This window comes from Arthrobacter sp. Soil761 (assembly GCF_001428325.1).
Classification (GTDB): Bacteria; Actinomycetota; Actinomycetes; order Actinomycetales; family Micrococcaceae; genus Arthrobacter.
Genome location: NZ_LMSF01000016.1, coordinates 1 through 25,168, shown reverse-complemented (window position 1 = coordinate 25,168; position 25,168 = coordinate 1). Strand labels below are relative to the sequence as shown.

Here is a 25,168-nt window from a genome sequence, read left to right as displayed (position 1 = left end):
CCCCTACTTCACTGCATCCGCCGCCGTGGCCAACTGCGGCAGGAACGTATCCAGCGACCACGGCAGGCTCAGCGGCGACGACGCCGAGATGGACAGGGTCAGGGTGTTGTCCTGGTCGGCCACCAGGGCGCCCTTCCTGATGGCCGGGATCTGCCCGAGCAGCGGATCAGCCTTGATGGCCTCCGCGGTGGACGCGTCGGGAACCCAGGTGACGAAGATGTCCGACTGCAGTTCGTTCGCCTTCTCGGCGGACCAGGAAAGGTAGAACTCCTTGGAACCCTTGGAGTTCTCCGCGACCACCGGGGCCAGGGTCATGCCGATTTCGGTGAGGAAGCGGGGACGGTTGTCGTTGGCGGTGTAGACGTTGACGCCGTCACCCCGGGCGGGCTCCAGGTTGCCGTAGATAAAGCTCTTGCCCTGGATCTGCGGGTACTGGGAGACCTTGTCCTTAACGGTGGCCTCGGTGTCGGAGACCAGCTTGGCCGCTTCCGCTTCCTTGCCCAGGGCCTTGCCGATGATGGTGGTGGAGTCCTGCCACGAGGTTCCGTAGGCCACTTCCGGGTGCGCCACCACGGGGGCGATTTCGCTGAGCTTCCTGTAGTCCTCCTCGGTGAGGCCGGAGTAGGCGGCGAGGATGACGTCCGGGGCGAGCTTGGCGATTTCCGTGAAGTTGATGCCGTCCGCCTCCGAGTACTGGACGGGGGCCTTGGCCGATCCGAATCCGGCCCCCAGCTTTTCGAGCGCCGCGTCCTTCCAGGGGGTGGACCCCTTGTCATTGCCACCCCACTCGTTCCTGGGGATACCGACGGGCACCACGCCGAGGGCAATCGCGACGTCGTCGTTCACCCATGAAACCGTCGCCACGCGCGCGGGCTGCTTCTCGATGGTGGTTTGGCCGAATGCATGGCCGATGGTCACCGGGAACTGGGTGCTGCTGCCGGTGCCGCCCGTGCCAGCCACTGAAGAGGCCGGACCCGTGCTGCAGGCGGACAGGGTCAAGGCTGCCGCGGCGAGCACCGCAGCCGCCTTGCCGGCGGAAGAGAAAAGCGTCCGGCGGGTGGAGAGAGGGCCGGAAAAGAGGGGGGACGTCACGGGGCTCCTTGGATCAGGCTGCTGGAAACTTAAGTAAGGCTAACCTATGTAAATGTCGATTACGCAACATTTTTGTCACCTAATCCCGCAACGTGACAAAGGCCACATCCGCCATCAGGTTCTTGGACAGGGCGGGGCACATTTGGCAGGATTGCCTTGCCGGCAGGGCACCCTTACCAGGGCACGCTGAACAGAAACGGAACAACGGGAACAATGCGCATGCAAAAGGTCGTTCCGGCCGCCGCTGCCATGGGAAGCGGGGTGGCCGCTTTGGCCTGCTCCGCGGAGACTGACTGACTCCCCTGTTACCCCGGCCCGGCTTAGGGCCGCCCACCCTTTACGAAAGTTCAGCCATGCAATCAGTCACGCCCCAACAAATCCGTTCATCCTTCGTCAACGCCAGCCGCTCAGAAGCAGCCAAGCTGACACTGCCCAGGAACTTCGACGCCCTGGACTGGGACAGCCTGGAGTTCCTGGGCTGGCGCGATGAAAAGATGCCGCTGCGCGGGTACTTGGTGGTTCCCGGCCCCAAGGGCCTCACGGGCATCCTCCTCCGGGCGCCCGAAGGAGGAGCCAGGAAGAACCGCTCGGTATTGTGCGAACTGTGCCGGGATGTGTTCTCGAAGGAGGACGTGCTCCTTTGGGTCGCAAGGCGCGCAGGCCAGTCAGGACGCGACGGCAACACCGTGGGGACCCTGATCTGCGCCGACTTCCTGTGTTGTGGCAACGTCCGCAAGGAACCGCCGGCCAACGAGATCAACCCCGATCCGGCGGCCGTCGTGGTACGCCAGATCCAGGGCCTGCAGGACCGCACCGCGCAGTTCCTGGCCCGCGTGCAGAATAAGTAGGCGGTCAGCGGAAGCCCTCCATCACTCCGGTGACGGAGGGCTTCCCCATGTGCCTCAGCGGTAAGAGAAGCTCATCAGCAACGCCTTCAGTTTTTGGCCGTCCCCGCCCCAGTACCACGCCTTCGCCGCCTCGTCATTGGCAAACGGCGGACCGGTGAACAGCACGTCTGCGGCCAAAATGCGGTCGCCGAGCATGACGGGCCCGTTTTGCACCTTGCCGTCCGGTGACACCGGCAATCCCGCCGTCAGCCCCATGCGGTACTCAACGGCACCATTGACGTGATCGGCGAAGAACGACGAATGGGGCGTGGGAACTGTGTGGCCCACCAGCCCCGGCACAGGGTCCGCCGCAAGGACAAACCTGGCATCAGGACCGGCCACGGCGTCACCCACCTGGCTGTAGTAGATGTTGACCCGCCCGGCGCCGTTGGCATCAATGACGGCGGCCGTTTCCACCGGGGGTGATGCGGAAACCTGCTCATGTACCACGCGCCAGTCCGCCGGATGGGCAAAGGACAGCCGGCCATCGGGGAAGGTATAGGTCACCATCCCGGCAGGAGTGGGCGCGGACGTGGGAGCAGGCGAGGGCGGCGGAACGGCAGTCTCCGTGGACGCGCCCCCGCTCCCTGCGGGGGCGTAGTCCGCGCAGGCGGCGAGGGACAGCGCCGCTGCGGCTGTTATCACAAGGAGGATTGGAGCGGGGTGCCGTGGGCGCATGGGGGTGCCTTTCAAGAGGACGCCATCGTTCTCTCGGAGAAAGTGCGGACCCAGCATCCTGCAGTACCTATGGGATCTACTCTGGCGAGGTGAGTTGGTAAAGCCCAGAGTGGCACAGCGAAAAGACCGGCCACCACGGCCGGAGCGATAAATCCATCAATTTGTTATATTGCTGGATCCGGTTTCAGCGCAGGACGATATCCACCGGGTTTGCCTCGGAGCGCCAGGCTCCTTCCTCCCCCGGACGCGGCCGGATCACCGGGGCCGTGAGGACGCCGGAGCGGTTGGTGCGGCGGTCACGGAGGATCTCGGTGACGGAGCCCAGGTGCCGGGACAGATCGATGACGTTTTCCGGGGCGGCCAGCAGCAGCTGGAACCCGAATTCGTGGAGGGCCTTGATGCCGGCGCCGGCGAATTCCTCGGAGGCGAGCACGAACGCTTCGTCCATCATCACGGTGCCGTAGGTGGTGAAGCCCTGATCGGCGATCCCCAGCTGGTAGCTCAGGGCCGCGGCCATGATGAACGCGGTGAACCGCTGCCGCTCGCCGCCGGACATGGAACCGGTGTCTGCGTGCATGAAGACCTCGGTCTTCGTGCCGCCGCCCTTCTTTTTGCCAGCCGCCGGGCCGGCCACTTCCCGGTGCTCCTTGCACTGGATGAACAGGTGGCCGCGGACGTCGAGCACCTCCGCCCGCCACCGCCGGTCTTCCGGCGCCTGCGAGCCAAGCCTCTTGACCAGGGTCTCCAGGGACTTGTAGCGCGCGGTGAGCTCGGCGTCGTCACCGTCCGGCCCCTCCCCCCTGGCGGCGTCCGTCCTGGCCGGCCGAGCGTGGCGGGCCTTCAAGGCGTTCTGGATGGCGTCCTTGAACTGCTTGGCAGTGGGCGGCAGCGTCTGCTTGATATCCAGCTCCAAGTAACTGCCCTCATGGAAGTTCACCTGGGAGAGGATGCCGTTGAGGGGCAGGATGCGGCTGGTGATGGAGCGGCGTTCCTCGTCCAGCAGGTGCAGCAGGGTGCTGAAGGATTCGTGCGTGCGCTGGTTGAAGAACTGCCGGAACTCCGCCTCCTGCGCCGGCAGGCCGTCGTTGACGATGGCATGGTAGCGGGCTTCGAATTCGCTGGCCGCGCCGATGCTGGTGCCGTGGTCCGCCGAAATGGCGCTGCCCCACTCCCGGACGAAGCCTTCGAAAATCCGGGTGAGCCGCTCGGCTGTCCCTTGCCCCCGTGATTCAGCAGTGTGCAGTTCGCCCAGCAGGGTGGTCCGGACGCGGTTGGCAAGGTTGTCCAGCTCGTGCATTTCGGTAACGTCGCCGAATTCCGCAAAGTACGGTTCCAGCGCCGTCACGGTAGCGTCCGACGGCGGCGCCTGGGCCAGGCGGTCACGCGCCGCTTCCAGCAGTGAATCCGCAGCCGTGAGCTGGCGGTCCAATGCCTTGTATTCGCTTTGCAGGACGGCCGCGGACTCGGTGCTGGTCTGGTGCTTTTGCCGGACCTCCTCGATGGTGGCGCGCAGGGGCTCCAGGTCCGCCTGCGCGGCAAGTGCGTCCTTGAGCCGCTGCTCGATCCTGGTGAGCTCATCGGCAGCAACGGCCGCGGACACCTGTTCCCAGGGCCGGTCGTCTTCGGCAATCCGGCGCAGGGCGTCGAGCTGGCGGCTCATGCCCTGGTGCGAGTCCTCGCGGCTCTGCGCCAGTTCGGCGGCCTTGGCCACTTCCTGCCGGAGGTCCTCCACCTGGCCGGCCACGAGTTCCAGCTTGGCGGCATTGTCGAAGCCCAGGACGTAGTCCTGGCGGCTGGTGAAGCGGTCGTCCTTCTCCACCGTGTGGCGGTTCCGCTTGACCACGCCGCCCAGGCTCAGGCCCTTGTCCAGGGCTGCCAGCTCGTCCGGGTCCTCCACGCAGGGGTAGGCAAAGTCCAGCGCGATGCGCTCACGGACCCACCCGCCGGCTTCGGCCGCCGCGCCGGACTCGAGGATATCCAGCTTGGTGAGCAGGTCGCCGTCGCGCACGTCCTCCACAGCGAGCGCGCCGCCGGCGAGCGGCTTGGAGACGTCCACTGCCCGCAGCGCGCCGCGGACGTTGTGGTCATTCAGGTAGCGGGTGACGGCGCCGAAGTGCTCACCGGGCACCAGCAGGGTGGTGGCCAGGCTGCGGAGCGCACGCTCGGCAGCGGGGCGCCACCGTTCCTCGCCGTCTGCGAGGTCCATGAGCTCGCCGGCAAAGGGCATGCGGTCTTCCGCAATACCGGTGGCAGCGGCGATGGCGGCACGGTTTTCAATGCTCGACGGCGGCAGCAGGGACTTGCGCGTCTTCAACGACACGAGTTCCTGCTCGGCAGCCGCCAGCTCCCGCTTGCGGCTGGCGTGGGCGTCGAAGGCCTCGAACCGCAGCTCCTGCAGAGCCTGCGAATCATCCTTCAGCTCGGCCGACCGTGCCGCCGCCTGCTCGTGTGCCTGCTCCCAGCCGGCCGCGCTCCACTCAAGCTGCAGCCCGGCGTCGGCCAATGCCTGCTGCGCCGCCTCCTCCACCTGGCGCCGCAGCTTCAGGCCAACCCGGGCGTTCTCCAGCGACTGCTCAATCGCGGAAATCGCGTTGCCGCCCTGGTTGTTGTACTCGGTTTCCAGCTGCCGCAGTTCCTTGGCCAGGTTGTCGCGGACCGCACGCTCGGCGCCGAGTTCCTTCGCCTTCGCCTGCGCCAGCTCGCGGAAACGGACCAGCGTCTTCTGGTGCACGGTGACGGCGAGCTGCTGCCTGTACGCCTCGAACTCCCCACCCACCAGCTCCCGCAGCCGGTTCGCGTCCAGCAGCGACTGCGCATATTCGCGGTTCAGTCCCGGCACCGGCGCCAGCTGGTCGCGCTGCTGCCGGACATCCTCCAGCCGCTGGCGGATGGACATCAGGTTGCTGAACTCCTCCACCACGTCATCGGCGGCGGCAAGGGTTGCCGGGGCATCCAGCACCTGGTCGCGGAAGAAGGTGTTGACGCTGCCGCCCAGGCCCTTGCCGGCCTGGATGACGCGCAGCAGGGGCAGGGCCTGGTCCGAGTTGATTCCCAGCAGCCGGCGGAACCGCTCCGCGAACGCCTTGTGCACGTCGAAGACCTGGGCGTGCGGGAAGATCGCCTCAAGCGCGCCCTTGGTGAACCGTTTGTCGGCGATGCCCTCAACCGCCTCAAGGTCCAGGGGCACGTTGTCGATCAGGTAGAACCGGCCCACGCTGGACTCCGTGCCGTTCTTGGGCAGGTCGAACAGCGCCGACACCGTCACCCGCGTCCCGGCGGCGTTGTCGAAGGTCAGGGCGACGGCGGACCAGGTGGCACCCGGGCGCTGGAACGCACTCGCCGAGCCCTCCCCCACCGCCTTGTCCCCCACCTTGCCGCGCATGTACGTGAAGGTGGTCCGCTTGTCCTCCACGGCACCGCCCGACCGCTGCGCCGCCGCCTCGTTTGACCGCGGCCGCGCATCGAAGACCCGCAGCATCGCGTCGAACAGCGTGGATTTACCCACGCCCGAGTTACCGGTCAGCAGGGTTCCGTTCCGGTCAACATGCATGGTGTGCGCTCCATGGAACGTCCCCCAGTTGACCACCTGCACCAACGCAAGCCGCATCTGGCCCGGGTTGGTGACATCCCCCAGCGGGAGCATGCTTGCGATGGTCACTGGTCATCCTCCTCGGACGTGGTTCCGTTCGTCTCCGCGGCGGCTGTGTCCTCCAGGTCCAGGAGCGGCTCCGTTCCTGATTGGTCAGCCGAGGCGGCTACGAGGGCTTCGATGTGGGCCGGGATGTCGCCGATGTTTTCGAACGGCAGGGCCAGGGGCAGGGCGTTGGAGATGGTGTAGACGTCGTCCAGTCCAGTGGGGAGCAGGAGCTGGCGGGCCAGGAGCTTGGTGATGGCACGGGTGACCACATCGGAGTCGCGCAGGGCGTCCTGCTGGCCGGCGGGCTGGTAGTGCGCCACCAGGTCCGTGATCTCCTCGCGGGTGATGGTGGGGTCGGTCTGGGCCGTGACGTGCCGGTCCAGCAGCAGGCGGAGCCGGAGCAGCACAATGGTTTCCACCCGGCTGAGGGCACGCTGCTGGCGCAGGATGCTGGACCGGGCGCTCCCGCCGATGACGTCCGGGTCCACGGGGCGAAGGACCGCGATTTTCCGCTCGTGGTCCAGCTGCAGGGTCAGGAACAGCTCGGACAGGCGGCTGCGCAGGATCACCTGGTTGTCCAGCAGTACCGTCCAGAGCTTTTCGTCCCGGCCGCCGTCGATGTACGGGCCCTTCAACAGCTTCACCAGGGCCTGGCGCACTTTCATGGACAGGACGCCGGTATCGCCGGGGAACAGGGCAGCGCCGTCGACGAAGGTGTCGCGCGGGGACACTGCGAAGGGGCGCTCAACGCCCGGTGCCGCCACCGCCCCTTCGCCGCGCGGCTGGTCTTCGATCAGCTCTGGGCCCTCAGCGTTTGAAACTTCAGTCATGTGGATCCTTTGCGAGCGTAACCACGGGCAGGTAGGCCCTGCGGGTGGAGCCGTCTATCTGTTCGAAGTCCAGGCCATCCCAGGTGCTGCGGTTGAAGTCGGCCCCGGCGTGCAGGGCCTCGGACAGCAGTGCGCGGATGGTGTTGATGTGCTGCTCTTCGGGCGGCAGCTGCTGCCAGGCGTCGGCGAGCGTGGCAGCCCCAGCCATGGCGGACCGGACGACGTCGGGCCTGGCCTTGCCCGTCCGCGGCGAGCGCACCCGGTCCGAGTCGGTAAACGCGATGGGATCGGCCAGCCTGGGTGGTGCCGCGAACTCGTCGGGGTCGAAGAGCTTCACCATGGACAGTGACTCAAACCCTGCGTTGTACAGGACGGGGCCGGGAACCAGGCCGGGCCGTTCACGCTCGTACGGGAGTGAACGGATGGCCTGTTCTGCCTCACGCAGGACCTTCCGGAGCCGGACCGACTGGCGGAAGTCGTCGCTCTGGACGTACGTGTTCAGGCTTTCGCTGAGCTTGCCGTAGATGCGCTGGATCTGGCTGTGCTGCTGCCGGAGCTCGGCCACCAGGTTCTTCAGTGTCTCCCGGTCGTCAGGTGACAGGTCATCCGCGAACTGGCGGCTCAGGACCTCCCCAATCGCGGACCGGAACCGCAATTGCTGCTGCGGGTCCTCCAGGAAGGCGGTAAAGGACCGGAACGTCCTGCCCTCCGGGCTTTGGCGGAGCCGCTTGTCCGCCTCCAGGACCTGGGCCATGGTGGCGCCCTTGGTCAGCGACTCCTCGATGATCTGGTTGCGCAGTCCGCCCACCAGTTCCTCGATCCGGTCGCGCATCTTTTTGTAGTCCGCGGGCAAACTGGCGGCCAGGTCCAGGATGTTTCCGGCGGCCTCCACGGCCTCGTCGTCGTCAAGCAGGCCGTCGAAGTCGCCCGTGCTGATGTCCTGGATCAGCTGCTGCCGCTCTTCGATTTCCTCTTCCAGGGCTTCGAGGCGCGCACTTTGGTCCGGGTTGGTCTCGTTGGCGAGCTTTTCCACGTCCCCCAGCAGGGTGCCCAGCCGGGAACCGTTCAACGTGGACCGCTCGCTGGAAAGGCTGTCAAGGAAGGCGAGCACGCGTGCTGCAGGCTCGGTGGCCTCGTAGACGATCTGGCCTGACTGGTTCCGCCGGGTCAGGAACTGCCGCCGGGTCCACTCATCCCCGAACGCCTTTCCGCTGGCCCCTCCGCCCAGGCCCGGATCCTGGCGCCGGAGCTCCTCAAGGAAGGAGTCGACGTCGGCATGGAATTCCTCGAGCGGCACCTGCGGCCGGGTGCGGGTGAAGGAAGCCTGGAGCACGGCGATCACCCAGGGCGCCGAACGCGTCAGTGCCCACGCGGGCCCCTTGGTGAGGAGTTCGAGGTCCCGGAGCCGGGCGCTGATGGCGTCAGCGGATGACCTGGCGGAGCGGGGCACGCACTCTCCTTGGACTGTTGAACGGGGGCTGAACGGGGACCGGGCAGGGGCGGCACGCAGGGGACGAACCGGAAAACTGCCAACTACAAGGTTAACGCAGCCGCCGCGACCGCTCCGTGACCTACCTGCCGGTAGCATTTCGATCCCATATCAACAGGCTCCCCCGCCCGTGCCGGGTCTGGCTGGCCGCGCAGCTGTCCCCCTACGCTTCTGCTACTGGTCTTCGCCACCGCAGTCTTATGCAAAGCAACGTCGCAGCAGGGGGATTCATGCAGTTCGATCTAAGCTCAGTGGAAACAGCCACCTTGGTCTTCATCGGGACGCTGGTGTTCGGCGCAGTCCTGGCCGCATTCGTCCTCTCGGCGGGGCTGGTTGCCCTGGCGCTGCTGGGGGTGGGCAAGCTCACCTGGATGGTGGTGGCCAATACGCTCCTGGCGGTGGTCCACGGGATCAACTCCGGCTGGGACCGGCTGGTCCACCGGGCCTCCACCGTGGAACTGCCCGGCGATTTCCAGGCGCAGCCATCCCCTAGCACCGGAACCTACCCGCGGGTAATCTTGAGGGACAGCTGAAGGGTTCTCCAACCCGGCGGATCCATGGCTACACCGGCCACTCCGGCCAAGGAGATAACCCATGACCTCCGCAACTGACAGCCAGGCCAAAGACGCCCCGGCTGAAGAAACCCCCGTCCCCGCCGGCAACATCGGCGCCGGAGCCACCGCCGAAGATGCCCGGGCCGTTGCCGAAGCCGCCCGTGAATCCGGCTGGGACCGTCCCAGCTTCGCCAAGGGCCTCTATTTGGGCAGTTTCGACCTGGGCCTCGTCCATCCCTGGCCGGCTGCCGACACCGCTTCCGTGGACAAGGGCGAGGCATTCATGGCCCGCCTCACGGAGTTCGCCAAAACCATGTCCGGGCGGGTCATTGAACGGGAAGCGAAGATTCCGGACGAATACATCAAGGATCTGGCTGCCCTGGGCGTCTTCGGGATGAAGATCCCGGAGGAATACGGCGGCCTGGGCCTCTCCCTGGTCTATTACGGCAGGGCCCTTGCCCTGCTGGGCAGCGTGCACCCCAGCCTGGGCGCCCTCATCTCCGCCCATCAGTCCATCGGCGTGCCCGAGCCGGTCAAGGTGTTCGGCACGCCCGAACAGAAGCGTGAGTACCTGCCGCGGTGCGCTGCCGGCGCCGTCACTGCTTTCCTCCTCACCGAACCGGACGTGGGCAGCGATCCCGCCCGGCTGGGCAGCACGGCAACTCCCACGGACGACGGCGACGCGTACCTTTTGGACGGCGTGAAACTTTGGACCACCAACGGGGTGATCGCGGAACTGGTGGTGGTCATGGCAGTTGTCCCGGCGCACACCGATCCGGACGGCACCAGGCACAAGGGCGGCATCAGCGCGTTCGTGGTGGAAATGGACTCGCCGGGCATCACGGTGGAAAACCGCAATGCCTTCATGGGCCTGCGCGGCATCGAGAACGGGGTTACCCGGTTCCACCAGGTGCGGGTGCCGGCCGCCAACCGGCTGGGCCGGGAGGGCCAGGGACTGAAGATCGCGCTGACCACGCTCAACACCGGCCGCCTGGCGCTTCCGGCGCTGTGCGTGGCGTCCGGGCGCTGGAGCCTGAAGATTGCCCGTGAATGGTCCAACGCCCGTACCCAGTGGGGCAGGCCCGTGGGTGAACATGAGGCAGTCGGCAAGAAGATCGCCTTCATCGCGGCCACGGCTTTTGCCCTGGATGCCGTGTTCGAACTCTCCGCAGAACTTGCCGATGCCGGGCAGAAGGACGTCCGGATCGAGGCCGCGCTCGCGAAGCTCTGGGCCACGGAAATCAGCTGCCGGATCGCGGACGAACTGGTCCAGATCCGCGGCGGACGGGGGTTTGAGACCGCTGACTCACTGGCCGCGCGCGGTGAACGTGCCGTAGCGGCGGAGCAGCAGCTGCGGGACATGCGGATCAACCGGATCTTCGAGGGGTCCTCCGAAATCATGCGGCTGCTGATTGCGCGCGAGGCGGTGGATGCGCACCTGGCTGCCGCCGGCGACCTTGCTTCGCTGGATGCGAGCATGGCGGACAAAGCGAAGGCCGCCGTCGGCGCCTCCGGGTTCTATGCAAAGTGGCTGCCCAAGCTGGTGGCCGGCGCCGGCATGGACCCCCGCTCCTACGGGGAGTTCGGCAGGCTGGCCAAACACCTTCGGTTCGTTGAACGGTCGTCGCGCCGGTTGGCCCGGCAGACCTTCTATGGCATGGGCCGGTGGCAGGCCAAGCTGGAGCGGAAGCAGGCGTTCCTGGGCCGAGTGGTGGATATCGGCGCCGAACTGTTCGCCATGACTGCATGCTGCTCCCGTGCAGAGATGCTGCTGAAAACCGCCCCGGAAAAGGCTGCCGGCGCCTACGAGCTTGCCGACGCCTACTGCGAGCAGGCCAGGGTGCGGGTGGACGAGTACTTTGACCAGCTATGGCGGAACACCGACGATGCCGACCGGGCGTTGACGCGGAAGGTCCTCGCCGGTGACTACCTATGGCTTGAGGCAGGGGTCCTGGACCAGTCCGAAGGCACCGGCCCGTGGATCGCCGATGCCTCGCCGGGCCCATCCAGGAAGGAGGACCTGCACCGGAAATACCGGTAAAGCCGCAGGTCACAAAATAGTAAGCACGCTTGCTATCACCCGGGGCGGGTGGTTGAGTTGAGCCATGAGCAGCTCAACGGAACCAGAGAACCTGCCTCCCCGGCGTGCCCGGGAGGACGAAACCACCCGCAGCGGAAGCTACCGGGAGGCAGCCGCAGACGATGCCGCCACGCGCTCGATGGACCAGGCGCCGGCCGGCCAGCGGGAGCGGGACTACACCCGCGCCCCCGCCGCGGAGCGCGAATACCAGCCTGCCCCCACCAGGGCCGCACCCGTGGTGGAACCGGTGGCAGACCCAACGCTTGCGAACCGGGAAACCGCCGTCGCGCGCCAGAAGGAGCGGTTTGGCGGCATCAAAGTGGGCTCGGCCTTCTTCGGATGGCTGACCGCCACCGGGATGGCCGTGCTCCTCACCGCACTGGTGGCAGCCGCCGGAACCGCCGTGGGCCTGGCGAGCAACACCGACGTCAACGAGGCCGTGAACCAGGCGGCGCAGAACAGCGGCACGGTTGGCCTGGTGGGCATCATCGTGCTGCTGGTGATCCTCTTCCTCTCCTACTACTGCGGCGGCTACGTGGCCGGGCGGATGGCCCGCTTCAACGGCCTCAAGCAGGGACTCATGGTCTGGATCTGGGCGCTGATCGCAGCCGTTGTGGTGGCCATCCTGGGCCTGGTGGCCGGGCAACAGTTCAACGTCCTGGCCAACCTGAACAGCTTCCCGCGGATCCCAATCAACGAGGGACAGCTGACCACCACCAGCATCATCGCCGCGATCGTGGTGGCGGCAGTCGCCCTTGTCGGCGCGCTGCTGGGCGGCCTGGCGGGCATGCGGTTCCACCGGAAGGTCGACCGCGCCGGCTTCACCCCGGACAGCGAGTTTTACGACGACGGGGAGTAGTCAGGCGAGGATGTCACCGTCCACATACAGCCACCGGCCATCCTCCCGGACAAACCTGCTTTTCTCGTGCAGGACCCCGCGTTCCCGGCCCTGCCGGTAGTAGGCCTTGAATTCGACGGTCCCTTCGGTATCGAAGGGACCGCCGTTACTGGTGGACACAATGTCCAGGCGGCGCCATTCCACGGCCGGGTCCAGGTCCAGGCTGGCCGGTGCGGTGGACGGATGGTGGGTGCGCAGCAGGTAGTCCTCATCCAGCCGGACGAACGCACTATAGCGTGACCGCATCAGCTGTTCGGCAGTGGCTGCAGATGCGCGGCCGGAAAGGAATCTGCCGCAACATTCGGCGTACGGCTCCCCGGACAGGCACGTGCAGTTCGCGGACTCCATCGATTCGGTCATTCGGTGATGCTGCCATATCCGGTAACAGCTTCGCTACAACCTCGAACCGTGCCGGGCAGGCGGCGGCATCGCCTGATAAAAATCCGTATGGTGGAGAAGGAGCTGCCGCCGGCCGTGAGTGCCGGGGCGGCCCAGGATGTTGATTGGAGAGGAGAGAACGTGGAGAACCCGGACACTCTCGTCCTCAACCTGACATTCCTGGGCACGGTGGGCGTTGCCCTCCTTATGTTTCTGGTCCTCTTCCTGCTGGGCGTTATCACCTTGGTGCTCGCGGGCCTGGGCCGGTTTGCCGCCCTTGTGCTGATGGCCTTGTTCGGGCGCGTTCCCGGCAGGAGGGATTCTCCCGGTACCGCCGGCGCCCCCGTGAATCCGGACCAAGCCCGCAGGCCGCTCCGGGCTCGGGCCTCCGCACTCAAGCCGGACCGGCTGAAAAAGTCGCTCCGCACCGCCGTCGAACGCCATCCCAAGCTTGCCGCCGCCCGCCATGAACCCCCGGTCCTCGCTGAGGACTGGGCCTCCGCGGTCGCCGAGGCCGACAAGCGCGCCCAGGCCAGGGCGCGCGCCGCGGCGCCCGAAATCAAACTGTCGGTGCGGGACCTTCCAGACCCGGCCGTCCCTGCCGACAAGGTGTCCGAGGTAGCCCCGCTGGTGGAGTCCGCCCTGCACAACCACCGGCCGCCGCATGAGCTGCCCAGGTCCTTCAAGAAGCCCCAGCCGCCCCATCCGGTACCGCCGCTGGATACCGGGTCCCTGGTTTCCATAGCCGGCCCGCAGCAGGTGCTCAAGGAGAAGGCGCAGGATCCGCGCCCCCAGTCGTAAGGGAGAAACGGCCAAGCCCTTACCCTGAGCAACCATCTGGGTTAGCGTGAACATATGGAATTCAGATACCTCGGAAACAGCGGCTTCAAAGTCTCGGAAATCACGTTCGGCAACTGGCTGACGCACGGCTCGCAGGTGGAAAACGACGTTGCCACCCAGTGCGTGCGGGCTGCCCTCGACGCCGGCATCAGCACCTTCGATACCGCCGACGTCTACGCCAACACAGCCGCGGAAACCGTCCTGGGCCAGGCCCTGAAGGACGAGCGCCGCGAGTCCCTGGAAATCTTCACCAAAGTCTTTGGCCCCACCGGCCCCAAGGGCAAGAACGATCTTGGCCTGTCCCGCAAACACATCATGGAGTCCATCAATGGCTCGCTGCGGAGGCTGCAAACGGACTACGTGGACCTCTACCAGGCCCACCGCTATGACTTCGAAACGCCGCTGGAAGAAACCATGCAGGCCTTCGCGGACATCGTCCGGCAGGGCAAGGCGCTGTACATCGGCGTGAGCGAGTGGACCGCGGACCAGCTCCGGGAAGGCCACAAGCTGTCCAAAGAGCTTGGCTTCCAGCTCATCTCCAACCAGCCGCAGTACTCCATGCTGTGGCGCGTGATCGAAGCCGAGGTGGTCCCGGCGTCGGAGGAACTGGGGGTCTCCCAGATTGTCTGGTCGCCCATGGCCCAGGGCGTCCTCAGCGGCAAGTACCAGCCCGGCCAGCCCGCTCCGGAGGGCAGCCGCGCCACGGATGAAAAGGGCGGCGCCAAGATGATCCAGCGCTGGATGCGCGACGACGTCCTGGCAGCCGTGCAGGAACTGAAGCCGATCGCCCAGGAAGCGGGCCTCTCCATGCCGCAGCTGGCTGTGGCATGGGTGCTGCAGAACCCCAACGTTGCGTCAGCCATCGTGGGTGCCTCGCGGCCCGAGCAGATTGCCGACAGCGTGGGCGCAGCCGGCGTGAAGCTGGAGGCGGAGGTCCTCAAGAAGATCGACGACGCCGTCGGTGGCCTTGCTGAACGGGACCCCGCACAGACCAAGTCGCCGGCCACCCGGGAAGCGTAAGTGGCGTCCCCGTCGGAACTGTCCCCGTCAGAGCTCCCGGAGCTTGCGGTCACCGGGGCCACCGGAGGCCTGGGCGGAATGCTGGCGCGGCAGCTTGCCGCCTCCGGCTTCGCCCAGCGCCTGCTGGTGCGCGATGCGGCACGGGCGCCACAGCTGGATGACGCCCATCCCGTGGTGTGTTCCTACGGGGACGGCGCTGCCTCCCGGCGCGCCCTGGAGGGGGCGAAAATCCTCTTCATGGTGTCCGCCGCGGAGGCCGAAGACAGGCTGCAGCAGCACTACGCATTTGTGGACGCCGCTGCTGATGCCGGCGTGGAGCACGTGGTGTACACGTCCTTTTACCGTGCCGCGCCGGACGCCACCTTCACCCTGGCCAGGGACCATCACGCCACGGAGGAGCGGATCAGGGCGTCCGGGCTGCAATACACCTTCCTGCGGGACAACTTCTACCTCGACTTCCTGCCGCTGCTGGCCGGGGAGGACGGCGTGATCCGCGGGCCTGCCGGCGACGGCGTGTTCTCGGGCGTGGCCCGGGAGGATGTTGCCCGCTGCGCCCATGCGGTCCTGCGGGATCCGGCCATCCACAAGGGCAAGACCTATGACCTGACCGGTCCGGAGGAACTGACCCTGGCACAGGCGGCGGAGGTGCTGAGCACCGGGACCGGGCGCACCATCAGCTACCACCCCGAGACGGTGGAGGAAGCCTATGCGTCCCGGGCCTCCTACGGTGTGCCGCAGTGGCAGCTGGACGCCTGGGTCAGCACCTACACGGCGATGGCCGCCGGTGAGATGGCGGGGCTCTCGCCGGACATCCACGGGCTGACCGGCCAGGACCCCATCAGCCTTGGCGAGTTCCTGACGCGGCCGGTGCTGTAGCGGGCAGTTTTATGCGTTGACGGGCGGGTGGACCCGGCGTAGACCTGTGGCGGGGACCTTTTACTCCGCCAAGCAGGGTTACTACGCCAAGCAGAATCGCACCGCCATGAATCACAGCAACCAGCAGTCCATTGGCCAGGAGCCGGCGGCAGGGCAGGCGCCGGTGCTGTCCCCGGCCGCGCAGCCCGTGTCAGGTCCACTGACGCGTGAGGAGCTGCAGCTCGCCGCCCGGAACCATTCCTTGCCGCTGGAGGCGCTCCGCCGCGACGTCACGCCGCCGGGGCTTCACTACGTGTTGACCCACTTCGACATTCCCGACCTTGATGCTTCGTCCTGGCATCTGCGGATCGGCGGCGCAGTGGAACGTGCCCTGGAGCTGGGAATGGCGGCACTTCGCAGGGATCCGGCCATCACCGTCCCGGTCACCCTCGAGTGCGCGGGCAACGGCCGCTCGCTCCTGGAACCGCGGCCCCTGAGCCAGCCCTGGGTGCTGGAGGCGGTGGGCACGGCGCACTGGACCGGCGTGCCGCTGGCGTACCTCCTGGGCAAGGCGGGGGTGCTGCCGGACGCGGTGGAGGTGGTCTTCACCGGAGCCGATGCCGGGGTTCAGGGCGGCGTCCCCCAGCAGTACGCGCGGAGCCTGCCGATCCGTGAAGCGCTGCGTCCCGACGTCGTTCTTGCCTACAAGATGAACGGCACCGACCTTCCGCCGCAGCATGGGTACCCGCTGCGGCTGGTGGTGCCGGGCTGGTACGGCATGGCCAGCGTGAAGTGGCTGCAGTCCATCGACGTGGTCCGGGCGCCGTTCACCGGGTTCCAGCAGCAGTCCGCCTACCGCTACCAGAGTTCCGCGGACGACGCCGGCCGGCCGGTCACGCGGATCAGGGTGCGTTCGTTGATGGTTCCGCCGGGCGTTCCGGACTTCTTCACCCGGCAACGGTTCCTTCGCCCGGGCCCGGTCATGCTGGAAGGCAGGGCCTGGTCAGGGGAAGGCGCCGTGACCGCCGTCGAGGTGGGGATTGACGGCACCTGGCTGCCGGCCCAGCTGGACAAGCCGTCCGGCGGATTCGCGTGGCGGAGGTGGAGCCTGCCCTGGGTGGCCGACCCCGGCGAGCACGTCCTGGCCTGCCGCGCCACGGACGTCACTGGTGCCACCCAGCCCCTGGAACAGAACTGGAACTACCAGGGGATGGGCAACAACGTGGTGCAGCGGGTCAGCGTGACGGTGGAGTGAAGTTAGTCCTGCGTGCAAGGGTACGGCCGGTCAGGGTTACCGGGCATCACAGCAGGCTGGCCGGTGCCATGACCAGCGCGACCAGGGCCGTGATGGAGAGTCCCACAACAATCGGCCCTGCCACAAGCATCCACGTCGTGGCCGGGTAGCGGCGGTAGCCCCTGCCCCGCAGCCTTGCCGTCCACAAGGCTCCGTAGGCAATGCTGGCCACCACGTACGGGACGCCCAGGGCGGGCAGCGCCAATCCAATCCAGATGGTCGCCTGCAGGACTGCCGAAGTGCCGCCGGCATACATGTCCCCGACTCTTGACGTGCCCATCATGAGCAGGAGCAGCAGAAGCAGCAACAAAATCGCGGCCAGGACCAGCAGGACCGTCCGGAACGTCCCCGCCCATGCAGGCAACGCAGGCCTTTGTGATGAATCCGGACAGGCTCTGGGGTCCTGGTGCTGGTGAGGGCGGTAGGGCTCCACGTTTCTCTCTTCCTGGCAGGTGCTCCAAGTCTTGCACGAGGCGCGGGACGGCACGACGCGGCCGCGGCTATACTCGGTGCCAACCATGACCAGCCTCCCCTCCTCCCCCGCCAGTGTCCGAATCGATGCCTGGCTGTGGGCCATTCGCGCCTATAAGACGCGGTCCGCCGCCACAGCAGCCTGCCGCGCCGGGCATGTCCGCCTCAACGGCAGCCCTTCCAAGGCATCAGCCACCCTCGTCACCGGTGATACCGTGACCGTCCGCATGCCGGGATACGAGCGCATCCTGGAGGTTCGGCGGCTGATCGCCAAACGTGTGGGAGCCGAAGCGGCATCGCACTGCTTTACCGACCACACTCCCCCGCGGCCTGTCCTGCCGGCACTTGGACTGCCGCAACGGGACCGGGGCGCCGGGCGGCCCACCAAGAAGGACCGTCGCGAGATGGAGCGTTTGCGCGGCCCTGCGTGAGGAGCGTGCTGCAGAGGTCAACCGCCAGACTTGGTGCGCGCCTGCACGAGGTTAGCGAACGGCAACCGGCCGAATTCCGCCACGAAAGCTGAATGGCAGGCCGCTTCTGCGTCATTCAGTTGTTCCGCCGGGAGTTCTTTCCACGCAATGGCCAGTGATCCAGCATTGGCCAGCTGCCAGATCGCCCGCCCATCCCAGTGCCCGGGCGGCTTTCCTTGCCCGAAGTCCACAAACTCCTGGATCTGACGTCGCAGCCCCCGGTTACCTTTGCTTCCCGGCCCGGCCTTTCCGACATAGAGAACGACGGCGCCCTCTACCCACTCGGCGGTCAGAGCGGCGGCAGAGAGGGACGGTTCCTTCTTCTTGAAGACTCCTGCTGTGCTTTTCGTGAGGAAGCGCGGCTGGAAACCTTCCGGAGCCACGACGGTGAAGAGGCCTGTTGCCTGCGGGATCCTCATGGTCGCGAGATCCTGGATGGGCCGGAAGCCAGCGAAACCTTCGGCCTTCAGGCCCTTCCTGGTGAACTGCATAATCCATTGAACAGCATGTCCTCGGACCCTCACTGTTGCAGCCTGCCGTTTTCCACATAGGGCTTTTGGGTGGCTGTCGTTGTCGGACCCTGGTGGAAGACTTTGGTCATGGAAGCGGTTGGTGGGATGGCGGCAGTGCTTGGGGCGGAGCCTCGGGGGCTGTTGGCTGCTGGTCCGCCGCATCGCACGTTTGCTGTTACGGGTGTCAAGGATGGGCTTCCGTTCCCGCCTGCTGCGCCTTCGATTGGTGATGTCTTGAAGCTGCTCGCTTCTGTTCCGCTGGCTGCCGACAGCGCGGGGATGATCGACCAGATGCGTGGGCTGGAGGATTTGAAGTGCCTTGCCGGTGCCCGTCAGGCCGATACCGCGGTGGCGTTTGATCTACAGCAGCGGGGTGAGCAGGCCGCCGCCGGGGTCCCGGCTCATGAGCAGGGTGCCGGGGTCGCGGCGCAGCTCGCGTTGGCCCGGCGGGAATCCCCGGCCAGGGGGTCCCGGTTGCTCGGCCTGGCCAGAACCCTTCCCGGGATGCCGCGCACGTTCGCGGCGTTCCGGGCGGGCCGGCTGAATGAATGGCGGGCAACCCTGATCGTGAAGGAAACCATCTGTCTGTCAGCGGAGGACCGGGCCGGGGTGGATGAGGCACTCGCCGCTGACACCGGCACCCTGGACGGCGCCGGCGACAAGGCCATCATTGCCGCGGTCCGGGCCGCCGCGTACCGGCGGGACCCGGCAGCGGTCGCCAAACGGGCCGCCCGTGCGGTCACGGAACGGACGGTGAGCCTGCGGCCGGCCCCGGACACCATGGCCTACCTGACCGCGCTGCTGCCCGTCGCCCAGGCCGTGGCCGCCTACGCCGCGTTGTCCCGCGAGGCGGATACGGTGCGTTCGGCCGGGGATGGGCGCTCCCGGGGGCAGGTCATGGCTGACGCCCTCGTCGAACGCGTCACCGGGACCTCTGGAGGCGTCAGCGGGGTCGAGATCCAGCTCGTGATGACCGACCGGACCTTCCTCCAGGGTGATGCCGAACCCGCACGGCTCCCCGGCTACGGCACCATCCCCGCCGCCTGGGCCCGGAACGTCGCCCTCACCGGCGCCGGCCACACCGAACCCAGCCTGTGGGTCCGCCGGCTTTACACCGCCCCCGGCAGCGGGGATCTGGTGGGCATGGATTCCAGGGCCCGGCTGTTCCCGGCGGGGTTGAAACGCTTCCTGCAGATCCGGGACGATACCTGCCGCACCCCGTACTGCGACGCCCCGATCCGGCACCACGACCACATCGCCGCCTGGCACGATGGCGGCTCCACGAGCGCCGGCAACGGCCAGGGCCTCTGCGAAGCCTGCAACCACACCAAGGAAACCCCCGGCTGGACCGCCCAAAAGGTGCCCGGCCCGCGGCATAGAGTGGCAACCACCACCCCCACCGGCCACACCTACCATTCCACCGCACCACCACCACCCGGAACGCCACACCCCTGCTCGCCCGCCGGCAGGAGCACGATCACGCAACTCCCACGAAGAGTGGCTGGCGTTCGCGCATGAGGCCCCCTGACGTCGTCATTTACTCCCACAGCCCGGCCGGCCCAAATTTGGTGTGCCCACCCCTCCCCGCAAAAGCGTAGAGTGGCATAGGACGCCTGATTCTGGACGCCTCGCTGCAAAGGGAGAAATCGTGACGATTGATTGGGACGAAAAAAAGGCCCTGCTACAGGAACCAAATATCGCGAAGGTAACCCAGCTTTGCGATGAGCTGATGGAAAAGAAGCCCGGTTCCGTCGTCCCCTATATCGACCCCGTCCACGACGAAGACGAGTGCAGGATCATCAGCCTTCAGGCGAGCCCCGGCAAGGGGACGGAGTCCGGATTCGTCTCCCACAACAACGACGACGAAGCGGCCCGCCGAGCCACCCAGATCTACGAGCTCGCTGAACTGGATCCGCGCTACGTCATGCCGTGGAACGCCTACCCGTGGGTCCGCGAGAGTGGCAGCCCATCGGCCCTGAGTGTCCAGGAAAAGACCGACGGCCTGCGTCCTTTCCGGCAGTTCCTCAAAATCAATTCCCGCGTTTCGGCGATCATCGCGCACGGCACGGACGCCTCCACGTTCCTGACCCTGTTCGAGAAGACCTACCATTCATCGCTGAAGAACGCCGGCATCAAAATCTACAAGGCCTCTGCCCTCGGCGGCAGGGCCTTTGCTGTTTCCGAAGCCAAGCAGGAAGAACTGCTGGCCAAGAGCGTGGACACCTACCGTGATGCCATGCAGCGGGCAGGCATCCAGCACCTTTAGCGGACGGTTTCCCAGCTTTCTTCCAGCCGCGCAGGCGCATACTCGTAGGTACCCTGACCGGCGAGAGAACCAGGCTGACCTTGATGTCCCACCCCGACCGTTCCCATGAGGCAGGACCTCCAGCGGAGGCTGCAGCCATCCGCATGGCCGTGCTCCCCCAGCTTCGGCACTGGATTGCCGTGCCCGTCATCGCAGCAGTCCTGATTGTGGCAGGCGGACTGGCGCTGAGGTTCAGCCCGGCATTGACGTCAGCGGACATGTCCGTGGACGCCGAGCTGAGCCATGACCACACCGCACCCCTGACCGGCATGGCGATGTTCATCAATGTGGTGTTCAGCCCGGCGGGCGGGGTGCTGATGATCGCAGCCCTGTGCCTCTATCTGCTGCTGGTCCGCCGCAGCCCCGTTAACGCCGTCGCCACGGGCCTGGTTGCGGCCGGCGCCTGGGTGAGCAGCGAATTGTTCAAGGTGCTGGTGGCCCGGCACCGCCCGGACTCGACAGCCCTGTACAACCCGCTCATCCCGGAGCCGGGAACGGACAGCTTCCCCAGCGGGCATGTGGCGCTGGCTTCCGCGCTGGCCATTGCCGTCTTCCTGCTGGCCCGCGGCACCAGGTGGCAGCGGCCGGCTGCCGTCCTCGGAATCGCCGTGGCGGTCCTCGTGGCCTTCTCCCGTGTTTACCTCGGCGTGCACTACCCCACCGACGTCACGGCATCCTTCCTTACCGCAGCTACCGGTGCCGCGTTCCTGACCGGCCTGTGGAACCGCTTTGGGCTGTCACTGCTGGCCCGGGTCCCGTTCCTGGCAAAGCTCGGCCCCGTCCCGGCCCCGCAAGGCTGACCAGCAGCCATGACGGGCTTCATCGACGGCCTCCTGAACGTCAGCCCGCTTGTGGCATATATTGCCGTCTTCTGCCTGGTCTTTGCCGAGGACGCATTGTTTGTGGGCTTCGTGGTTCCAGGTGAGACAGCGGCCGTCCTGGGTGGAGTAGTGGCCAGCCGCGGTGAAGTGCAGCTGGGCGCGATGATGGCCCTGGTGGTCGCTGCCGCCATCATCGGCGACAGCGTGGGCTACGAAGTGGGCAAGCATCTGGGCACGCGCATCATGAAGGCAAGAATGCTGCGCCGCCACGCCGGGAGGTTGGAGAACGCGCAGGAATTCCTCCGCCGCAAGGGCGGTTCGGCAGTCTTCCTGGGCCGCTTCACCGCCTTCTTCCGGGCCGTCATGCCCGCCCTCGCGGGCACGTCCCGGATGCCCTATGGCCGGTTCCTTGCCTACAACGCGGTGGGCGGCATGGTGTGGGGCATCGGCTTCGTCCTGCTGGGTTTCCTCGCGGGCAACTCCTACGAAGCCGTTGCCCAGGCAGTGGGCCGGGATCTCGCCGTCGTCATAGCGATCGTGGCGGTGGCAGGGCTCATCGTCTGGCACGTCCGGTCACGACGGCGGCACGACCGGCGGCGTGCGGCCAGCCGGCGGCAGGACTAGGGAGAGCTTGACAGCAACTGTGACCAGTGCCATATTTAAGGCGTGAACCTGTCAGACAGCCGGACAGCAGGACAGCCTGCATTCCGCCCCCTTGCCCGGCTGAGCGCTGCCGAGGCGGTGTTCAACGCCATCCGTGAGGACATCGAGTCCGGCGCGCTTCCGGTGGGAAGCAAGCTCAGCTCGGAGGCAACCCTCTCGCAGCAGTACGGAGTCAGCCGATCGGTAATCCGGGAAGCCCTCCGCTCCTGCACCGCGCTGGGGCTCACGGTCACCAGGACCGGCAAGGGCACGTTCGTCATTGCCAGCAAGGTGGCCAACGACCTCATGCTGGGGCAATACTCGGCGCGGGACCTGACCGAAGCGCGTCCGCACATCGAGGTCCCGGCTGCAGGCCTGGCAGCGGAACGCCGCACTCCGGAGGAGCTCGACGTCCTCCGCGGGATCGTTGCCGCCATGGCCACGGAAACCGATCCGGAATCCTGGGTGGCCCTGGACTCCAGCTTCCACGCCGCGATCGCACGCGCCAGCGGCAACAAAGTGTTTGCCAGCGTCGTGGCTGACATCCGCGACGCTCTGGCGCACCAGTCCGAGACCCTGAACATGGTGGCAGACCGCCAGCATGCCTCCGATATTGAGCACCAGCAGATCCTCGCTGCCATCGAGGCCGGCTCGGCGGAAAACGCCCGCGCCGCCATGGCCCACCACCTGGAAGCCGTGGGCGTGGCCCTGGACTCCATCCTTAACAACTAGCCGTATCCAACCAAACCTTCCTAGGACTCCATGCCATCCCCCGTGTTTTCTGCTGCCCACACCGCTGCCCCGGCCCAGCTGGCCCTGCCGCAGCACGTCCCGCTGGTGGCCGCCACCCGTGACGGCCTGGTGGAAAGTGTCCACTACGGCTCGGCGATCGCCCTTGCGGCTGACGGTTCAGTGGCGGCAGCCGCTGGGGATCCCCAGACTCCCTTCTACCCCCGCTCTGCGCTCAAGCCCCTCCAGGCAGTCGCCCTGGTCCGCGCCGGCCTTGAACTCCCCGCAGACCTCCTGGCATTGGCCGCCGCAAGCCATTCGGGTGCCGCAGTCCACCGGGACGGCGCCCTGCGCATCCTGGAACTGCACGGACTCGCCCCCACCGACCTGGAAAACAGCACCGACCTTCCCTACGGCACCACCGAGCGTGAGGACTGGCTGCGGAACGGCGGAAACGCCACCCGGATCACCCAGAACTGCTCCGGGAAACACGCCGCCATGGCCGCCACCTGCGCCATCAACGGCTGGTCCGTGCAGGGCTACCTGGATCCCGCCCACCCGCTGCAGCAGCTCGTTGCGCAGACCGTCACCGACCTGACCGGCGAGGAGCCGGCCGCGGCGAGCACCGATGGCTGCGGGACCCCGTTGTTTGCCCTGAGCCTGCGCGGCATGGCCCGCGCCTTTGGCCGGATCGCCCAAGCGGCCGCGCACAATGACGCCTTGGATTCGGGAAGTGCGGAGGCCGCCGTCGGGCTGGCCATGCAGCAGCACCCGCACATGGTGGCCGGGGAAGGCCGCGACGTCACCGAACTGATGCGCCTGCTGCCCGGCGCCGTGGCCAAGGACGGTTTTGAGGGCGTGCAGCTGGTGGGCCTGGCCGACGGCAGCGCCGTGGGTGTAAAAATTTCCGACGGCGGCGACCGCGCCCGGATGCCCGCCACCGTCCGCCTGCTGGATGCGCTGGGCGTGGACATCGAACCGCTCACCGGTATCGCCACCGCACCCGTGCTGGGCGGCGGCCACCAGGTGGGCCGGCTGTTGGCCACCGATTTTCTTGCCCCTGTTTCCGCATAACCACCGTCCGAACCCGACAACGACGCCCCGTAAGGACCCCATGACCATCACCCAAACCACCGCAGACGTCCGGTCCGAGCACGACCTGCTCGGCGACCGCGACGTACCGGCCCACGCCTACTGGGGCGTGCACACGCTCCGCGCGGTAGAGAACTTCCCGATCACCGGCCAGAAGCTGTCCTCCAACATGCACCTGGTCCGCGGGCTTGCCGCCGTGAAACTGGCCGCCGCCCGCACCAACCGCGAGCTTGGCCTGCTGGACGCCGAACGCGCCGACGCCATCGAACAGGCATGCCAGGACGTCCTGGCCGGACGGCTTGCCGACCAGTTCGTGGTGGACGTGGTGCAGGGCGGTGCCGGGACGTCGTCGAACATGAACGCCAATGAGGTCATCGCCAACCGGGCGCTGGAAATCCTTGGCCACCCCAAGGGTGACTACGCGCGGCTGCACCCGAACGACCACGTCAACCTCAGCCAGTCCACCAATGACGTGTACCCCACGGCCGTGAAGCTGGGCACCATCTTCGCCGCGAGGGAGCTGCTGGCTGCACTCGAAGAACTCGAGGATGCCTGCGCTGCCAAGGCCATGGAATTCCGCACCGTGGTCAAGATGGGCCGCACCCAACTGCAGGACGCCGTCCCCATGACCCTGGGCCAGGAGTTCGGCAGCTACGCCGTCACCATCGGCGAGGACCGGCTGCGCCTGGCGGAGGCAGAGCTGCTGATCCACGAGATCAACCTCGGGGCCACCGCCATCGGCACCGGCCTGAATGCCCCGGCCGGTTACGCCGCAACGGCCTGCCGGCACCTTGCGGAGGTCACCGGACTGCCGCTGGTGACCGCCGTCGACCTCATTGAAGCCACCCAGGACGTGGGCGCTTTTGTGCACCTGTCCGGCGTGCTGAAGCGTGTGGCGGTCAAGCTGTCCAAGATCTGCAACGACCTCCGCCTGCTCTCCTCAGGCCCCCGCGCCGGCTTCGGCGAGATCAACCTGCCGGCCGTCCAGTCCGGATCGTCCATCATGCCCGGCAAGATCAACCCGGTCATCCCGGAAGTGGTCTCCCAGGTGGCCTACGAGGTGATCGGCAACGATGTCACCATCACCATGGCCGCCGAGGCCGGGCAGCTGCAGCTCAACGCCTTCGAACCGATCATCGTCCACAGCCTCCACAAGAGCATCTCCCACCTGGAAGCAGCATGCCGCACCCTTACGGCCCGCTGCATCCGTGGCATCACCGCCAACACCGAGCACCTGCGCCGCACCGTGGAGCAGTCAATCGGCCTGGTCACCGCATTGAATCCCCACCTCGGCTACGCCACCGCCACCGCCATCGCGCAGGAGGCGCTTGCCACCGGCAAGGGCGTGGCTGAACTGGTCCTGGAACACGGGCTCCTCACCGACGCCCAGCTCCAGGAACTCCTGAGCCCCGAACGCCTGGCAAACCTCAGCAAGTAGTCCCCACCTGCTCCGAAGGACACACCAATGACAAATACTCCCCTTCCCGACCACCTGATTGATGGTGGTCACGCGCATGCGTCCGAGACCTCCCTGCACGCGGAGGACAAGGGTTACCACAAGAACCTCAAGCCCCGGCAGATCCAGATGATCGCG

Annotated in this window: 24 protein-coding genes; 16 read left to right on the top strand and 8 right to left on the bottom strand. The window is 66.9% G+C overall.

Translation table 11 applies throughout. The annotated features are described in order from the left end of the window. Positions 1-3: 3 nt before the first annotated feature. Entirely contained in the window at positions 4-1,092 is a 1,089-nt protein-coding gene (locus ASG79_RS11555; protein ID WP_056391132.1) for an iron-siderophore ABC transporter substrate-binding protein, read from the bottom strand. Between the two features lie 353 nt (positions 1,093-1,445). Between ASG79_RS11555 and ASG79_RS11550 the strand changes: the two genes are divergently transcribed. Further along, positions 1,446-1,940 carry an FBP domain-containing protein gene (locus ASG79_RS11550; RefSeq protein ID WP_018771917.1) on the top strand — a complete coding sequence of 165 codons (495 nt, stop codon included), beginning with the start codon at positions 1,446-1,448 and terminating at the stop codon, positions 1,938-1,940. A 54-nt stretch (positions 1,941-1,994) separates the two neighbouring features. Here ASG79_RS11550 and ASG79_RS11545 read toward each other — a convergent pair whose 3' ends face one another. The 4 genes from ASG79_RS11545 to ASG79_RS11530 form a co-directional block, all read right to left on the bottom strand. After that, entirely contained in the window at positions 1,995-2,657 is a 663-nt protein-coding gene (locus ASG79_RS11545) for a hypothetical protein (protein WP_056391129.1), read from the bottom strand. Positions 2,658-2,841: 184 nt separating this feature from the next. Further along, positions 2,842-6,315, bottom strand: a complete 3,474-nt coding sequence (locus tag ASG79_RS11540) for an ATP-binding protein (protein WP_056391126.1) — start codon at positions 6,313-6,315, stop codon at positions 2,842-2,844. Continuing rightward, positions 6,312-7,124, bottom strand: coding sequence for a DUF4194 domain-containing protein (locus ASG79_RS11535; RefSeq protein WP_056391123.1), 813 nt, complete (start codon positions 7,122-7,124; stop codon positions 6,312-6,314). Before ASG79_RS11535 ends, ASG79_RS11540 begins: the two co-directional genes overlap by 4 nt. Then, positions 7,117-8,574, bottom strand: a complete 1,458-nt coding sequence (locus ASG79_RS11530; RefSeq protein WP_056391119.1) for a DUF3375 family protein — start codon at positions 8,572-8,574, stop codon at positions 7,117-7,119. Before ASG79_RS11530 ends, ASG79_RS11535 begins: the two co-directional genes overlap by 8 nt. A gap of 269 nt (positions 8,575-8,843) precedes the next feature. Here ASG79_RS11530 and ASG79_RS11525 point away from each other — a divergent pair, with 269 nt between their 5' ends. From ASG79_RS11525 to ASG79_RS11515, 3 genes are all read left to right on the top strand, one after another. Further along, positions 8,844-9,146, top strand: coding sequence for a hypothetical protein (locus tag ASG79_RS11525; RefSeq protein WP_026266177.1), 303 nt, complete (start codon positions 8,844-8,846; stop codon positions 9,144-9,146). Positions 9,147-9,207: 61 nt separating this feature from the next. Then, a complete protein-coding gene (locus ASG79_RS11520) occupies positions 9,208-11,208 on the top strand; it encodes an acyl-CoA dehydrogenase family protein (protein ID WP_056391116.1) in 2,001 nt (666 codons plus the stop codon). A gap of 64 nt (positions 11,209-11,272) precedes the next feature. Continuing rightward, positions 11,273-12,106, top strand: coding sequence for a TIGR04086 family membrane protein (locus ASG79_RS11515; protein WP_056391114.1), 834 nt, complete (start codon positions 11,273-11,275; stop codon positions 12,104-12,106). On the opposite strand, the gene ASG79_RS11510 is transcribed toward ASG79_RS11515, so the two are convergent. Beyond that, positions 12,107-12,505 (bottom strand): YchJ family protein, encoded by a 399-nt coding sequence (locus ASG79_RS11510; protein WP_056391111.1) that lies wholly within the window; start codon positions 12,503-12,505, stop codon positions 12,107-12,109. Positions 12,506-12,664: 159 nt separating this feature from the next. On the opposite strand from ASG79_RS11510, the gene ASG79_RS11505 reads away from it, so the two are divergent. From ASG79_RS11505 to ASG79_RS11490, 4 genes are all read left to right on the top strand, one after another. After that, positions 12,665-13,324 (top strand): hypothetical protein, encoded by a 660-nt coding sequence (locus ASG79_RS11505; RefSeq protein ID WP_056391171.1) that lies wholly within the window; start codon positions 12,665-12,667, stop codon positions 13,322-13,324. A 54-nt stretch (positions 13,325-13,378) separates the two neighbouring features. Beyond that, positions 13,379-14,383, top strand: a complete 1,005-nt coding sequence (locus tag ASG79_RS11500) for an aldo/keto reductase family protein (protein ID WP_018771927.1) — start codon at positions 13,379-13,381, stop codon at positions 14,381-14,383. Beyond that, entirely contained in the window at positions 14,384-15,259 is an 876-nt protein-coding gene (locus ASG79_RS11495; protein ID WP_082581733.1) for an SDR family oxidoreductase, read from the top strand. Positions 15,260-15,365: 106 nt separating this feature from the next. Continuing rightward, on the top strand, positions 15,366-16,493 hold the full coding sequence (locus tag ASG79_RS11490) for a sulfite oxidase (protein ID WP_235509790.1): 1,128 nt from the start codon (positions 15,366-15,368) through the stop codon (positions 16,491-16,493). 46 nt (positions 16,494-16,539) lie between these two features. Here ASG79_RS11490 and ASG79_RS11485 read toward each other — a convergent pair whose 3' ends face one another. Next, positions 16,540-16,896, bottom strand: coding sequence for a hypothetical protein (locus tag ASG79_RS11485; protein WP_018771930.1), 357 nt, complete (start codon positions 16,894-16,896; stop codon positions 16,540-16,542). A gap of 154 nt (positions 16,897-17,050) precedes the next feature. Here ASG79_RS11485 and ASG79_RS11480 point away from each other — a divergent pair, with 154 nt between their 5' ends. Beyond that, entirely contained in the window at positions 17,051-17,434 is a 384-nt protein-coding gene (locus tag ASG79_RS11480; RefSeq protein ID WP_018771931.1) for an RNA-binding S4 domain-containing protein, read from the top strand. Between the two features lie 17 nt (positions 17,435-17,451). Here the strand turns inward: ASG79_RS11480 and ASG79_RS11475 are convergent, their stop codons facing one another. After that, a complete protein-coding gene (locus tag ASG79_RS11475) occupies positions 17,452-17,964 on the bottom strand; it encodes a hypothetical protein (RefSeq protein ID WP_056391108.1) in 513 nt (170 codons plus the stop codon). A 300-nt stretch (positions 17,965-18,264) separates the two neighbouring features. On the opposite strand from ASG79_RS11475, the gene ASG79_RS11470 reads away from it, so the two are divergent. The 7 genes from ASG79_RS11470 (at position 18,265) to ASG79_RS11440 (ending at position 25,012) form a co-directional block, all read left to right on the top strand. After that, positions 18,265-19,503, top strand: a complete 1,239-nt coding sequence (locus tag ASG79_RS11470; RefSeq protein ID WP_082581734.1) for an HNH endonuclease — start codon at positions 18,265-18,267, stop codon at positions 19,501-19,503. 130 nt (positions 19,504-19,633) lie between these two features. Further along, positions 19,634-20,251 (top strand): uracil-DNA glycosylase, encoded by a 618-nt coding sequence (locus tag ASG79_RS11465; protein ID WP_018771934.1) that lies wholly within the window; start codon positions 19,634-19,636, stop codon positions 20,249-20,251. Between the two features lie 83 nt (positions 20,252-20,334). After that, positions 20,335-21,090, top strand: coding sequence for a phosphatase PAP2 family protein (locus tag ASG79_RS11460; RefSeq protein WP_223993053.1), 756 nt, complete (start codon positions 20,335-20,337; stop codon positions 21,088-21,090). A 9-nt stretch (positions 21,091-21,099) separates the two neighbouring features. Continuing rightward, the gene (locus ASG79_RS11455) at positions 21,100-21,735 is read left to right on the top strand and encodes a DedA family protein (protein WP_056391101.1); all 636 of its coding nucleotides are present in this window, start codon (positions 21,100-21,102) and stop codon (positions 21,733-21,735) included. A gap of 42 nt (positions 21,736-21,777) precedes the next feature. Next, positions 21,778-22,485, top strand: coding sequence for a FadR/GntR family transcriptional regulator (locus ASG79_RS11450; RefSeq protein WP_018771937.1), 708 nt, complete (start codon positions 21,778-21,780; stop codon positions 22,483-22,485). Positions 22,486-22,515: 30 nt separating this feature from the next. After that, a complete protein-coding gene (locus ASG79_RS11445; RefSeq protein ID WP_056391098.1) occupies positions 22,516-23,556 on the top strand; it encodes an asparaginase in 1,041 nt (346 codons plus the stop codon). Positions 23,557-23,596: 40 nt separating this feature from the next. Then, on the top strand, positions 23,597-25,012 hold the full coding sequence (locus tag ASG79_RS11440) for an aspartate ammonia-lyase (protein ID WP_056391096.1): 1,416 nt from the start codon (positions 23,597-23,599) through the stop codon (positions 25,010-25,012). Positions 25,013-25,168: the final 156 nt, after the last annotated feature.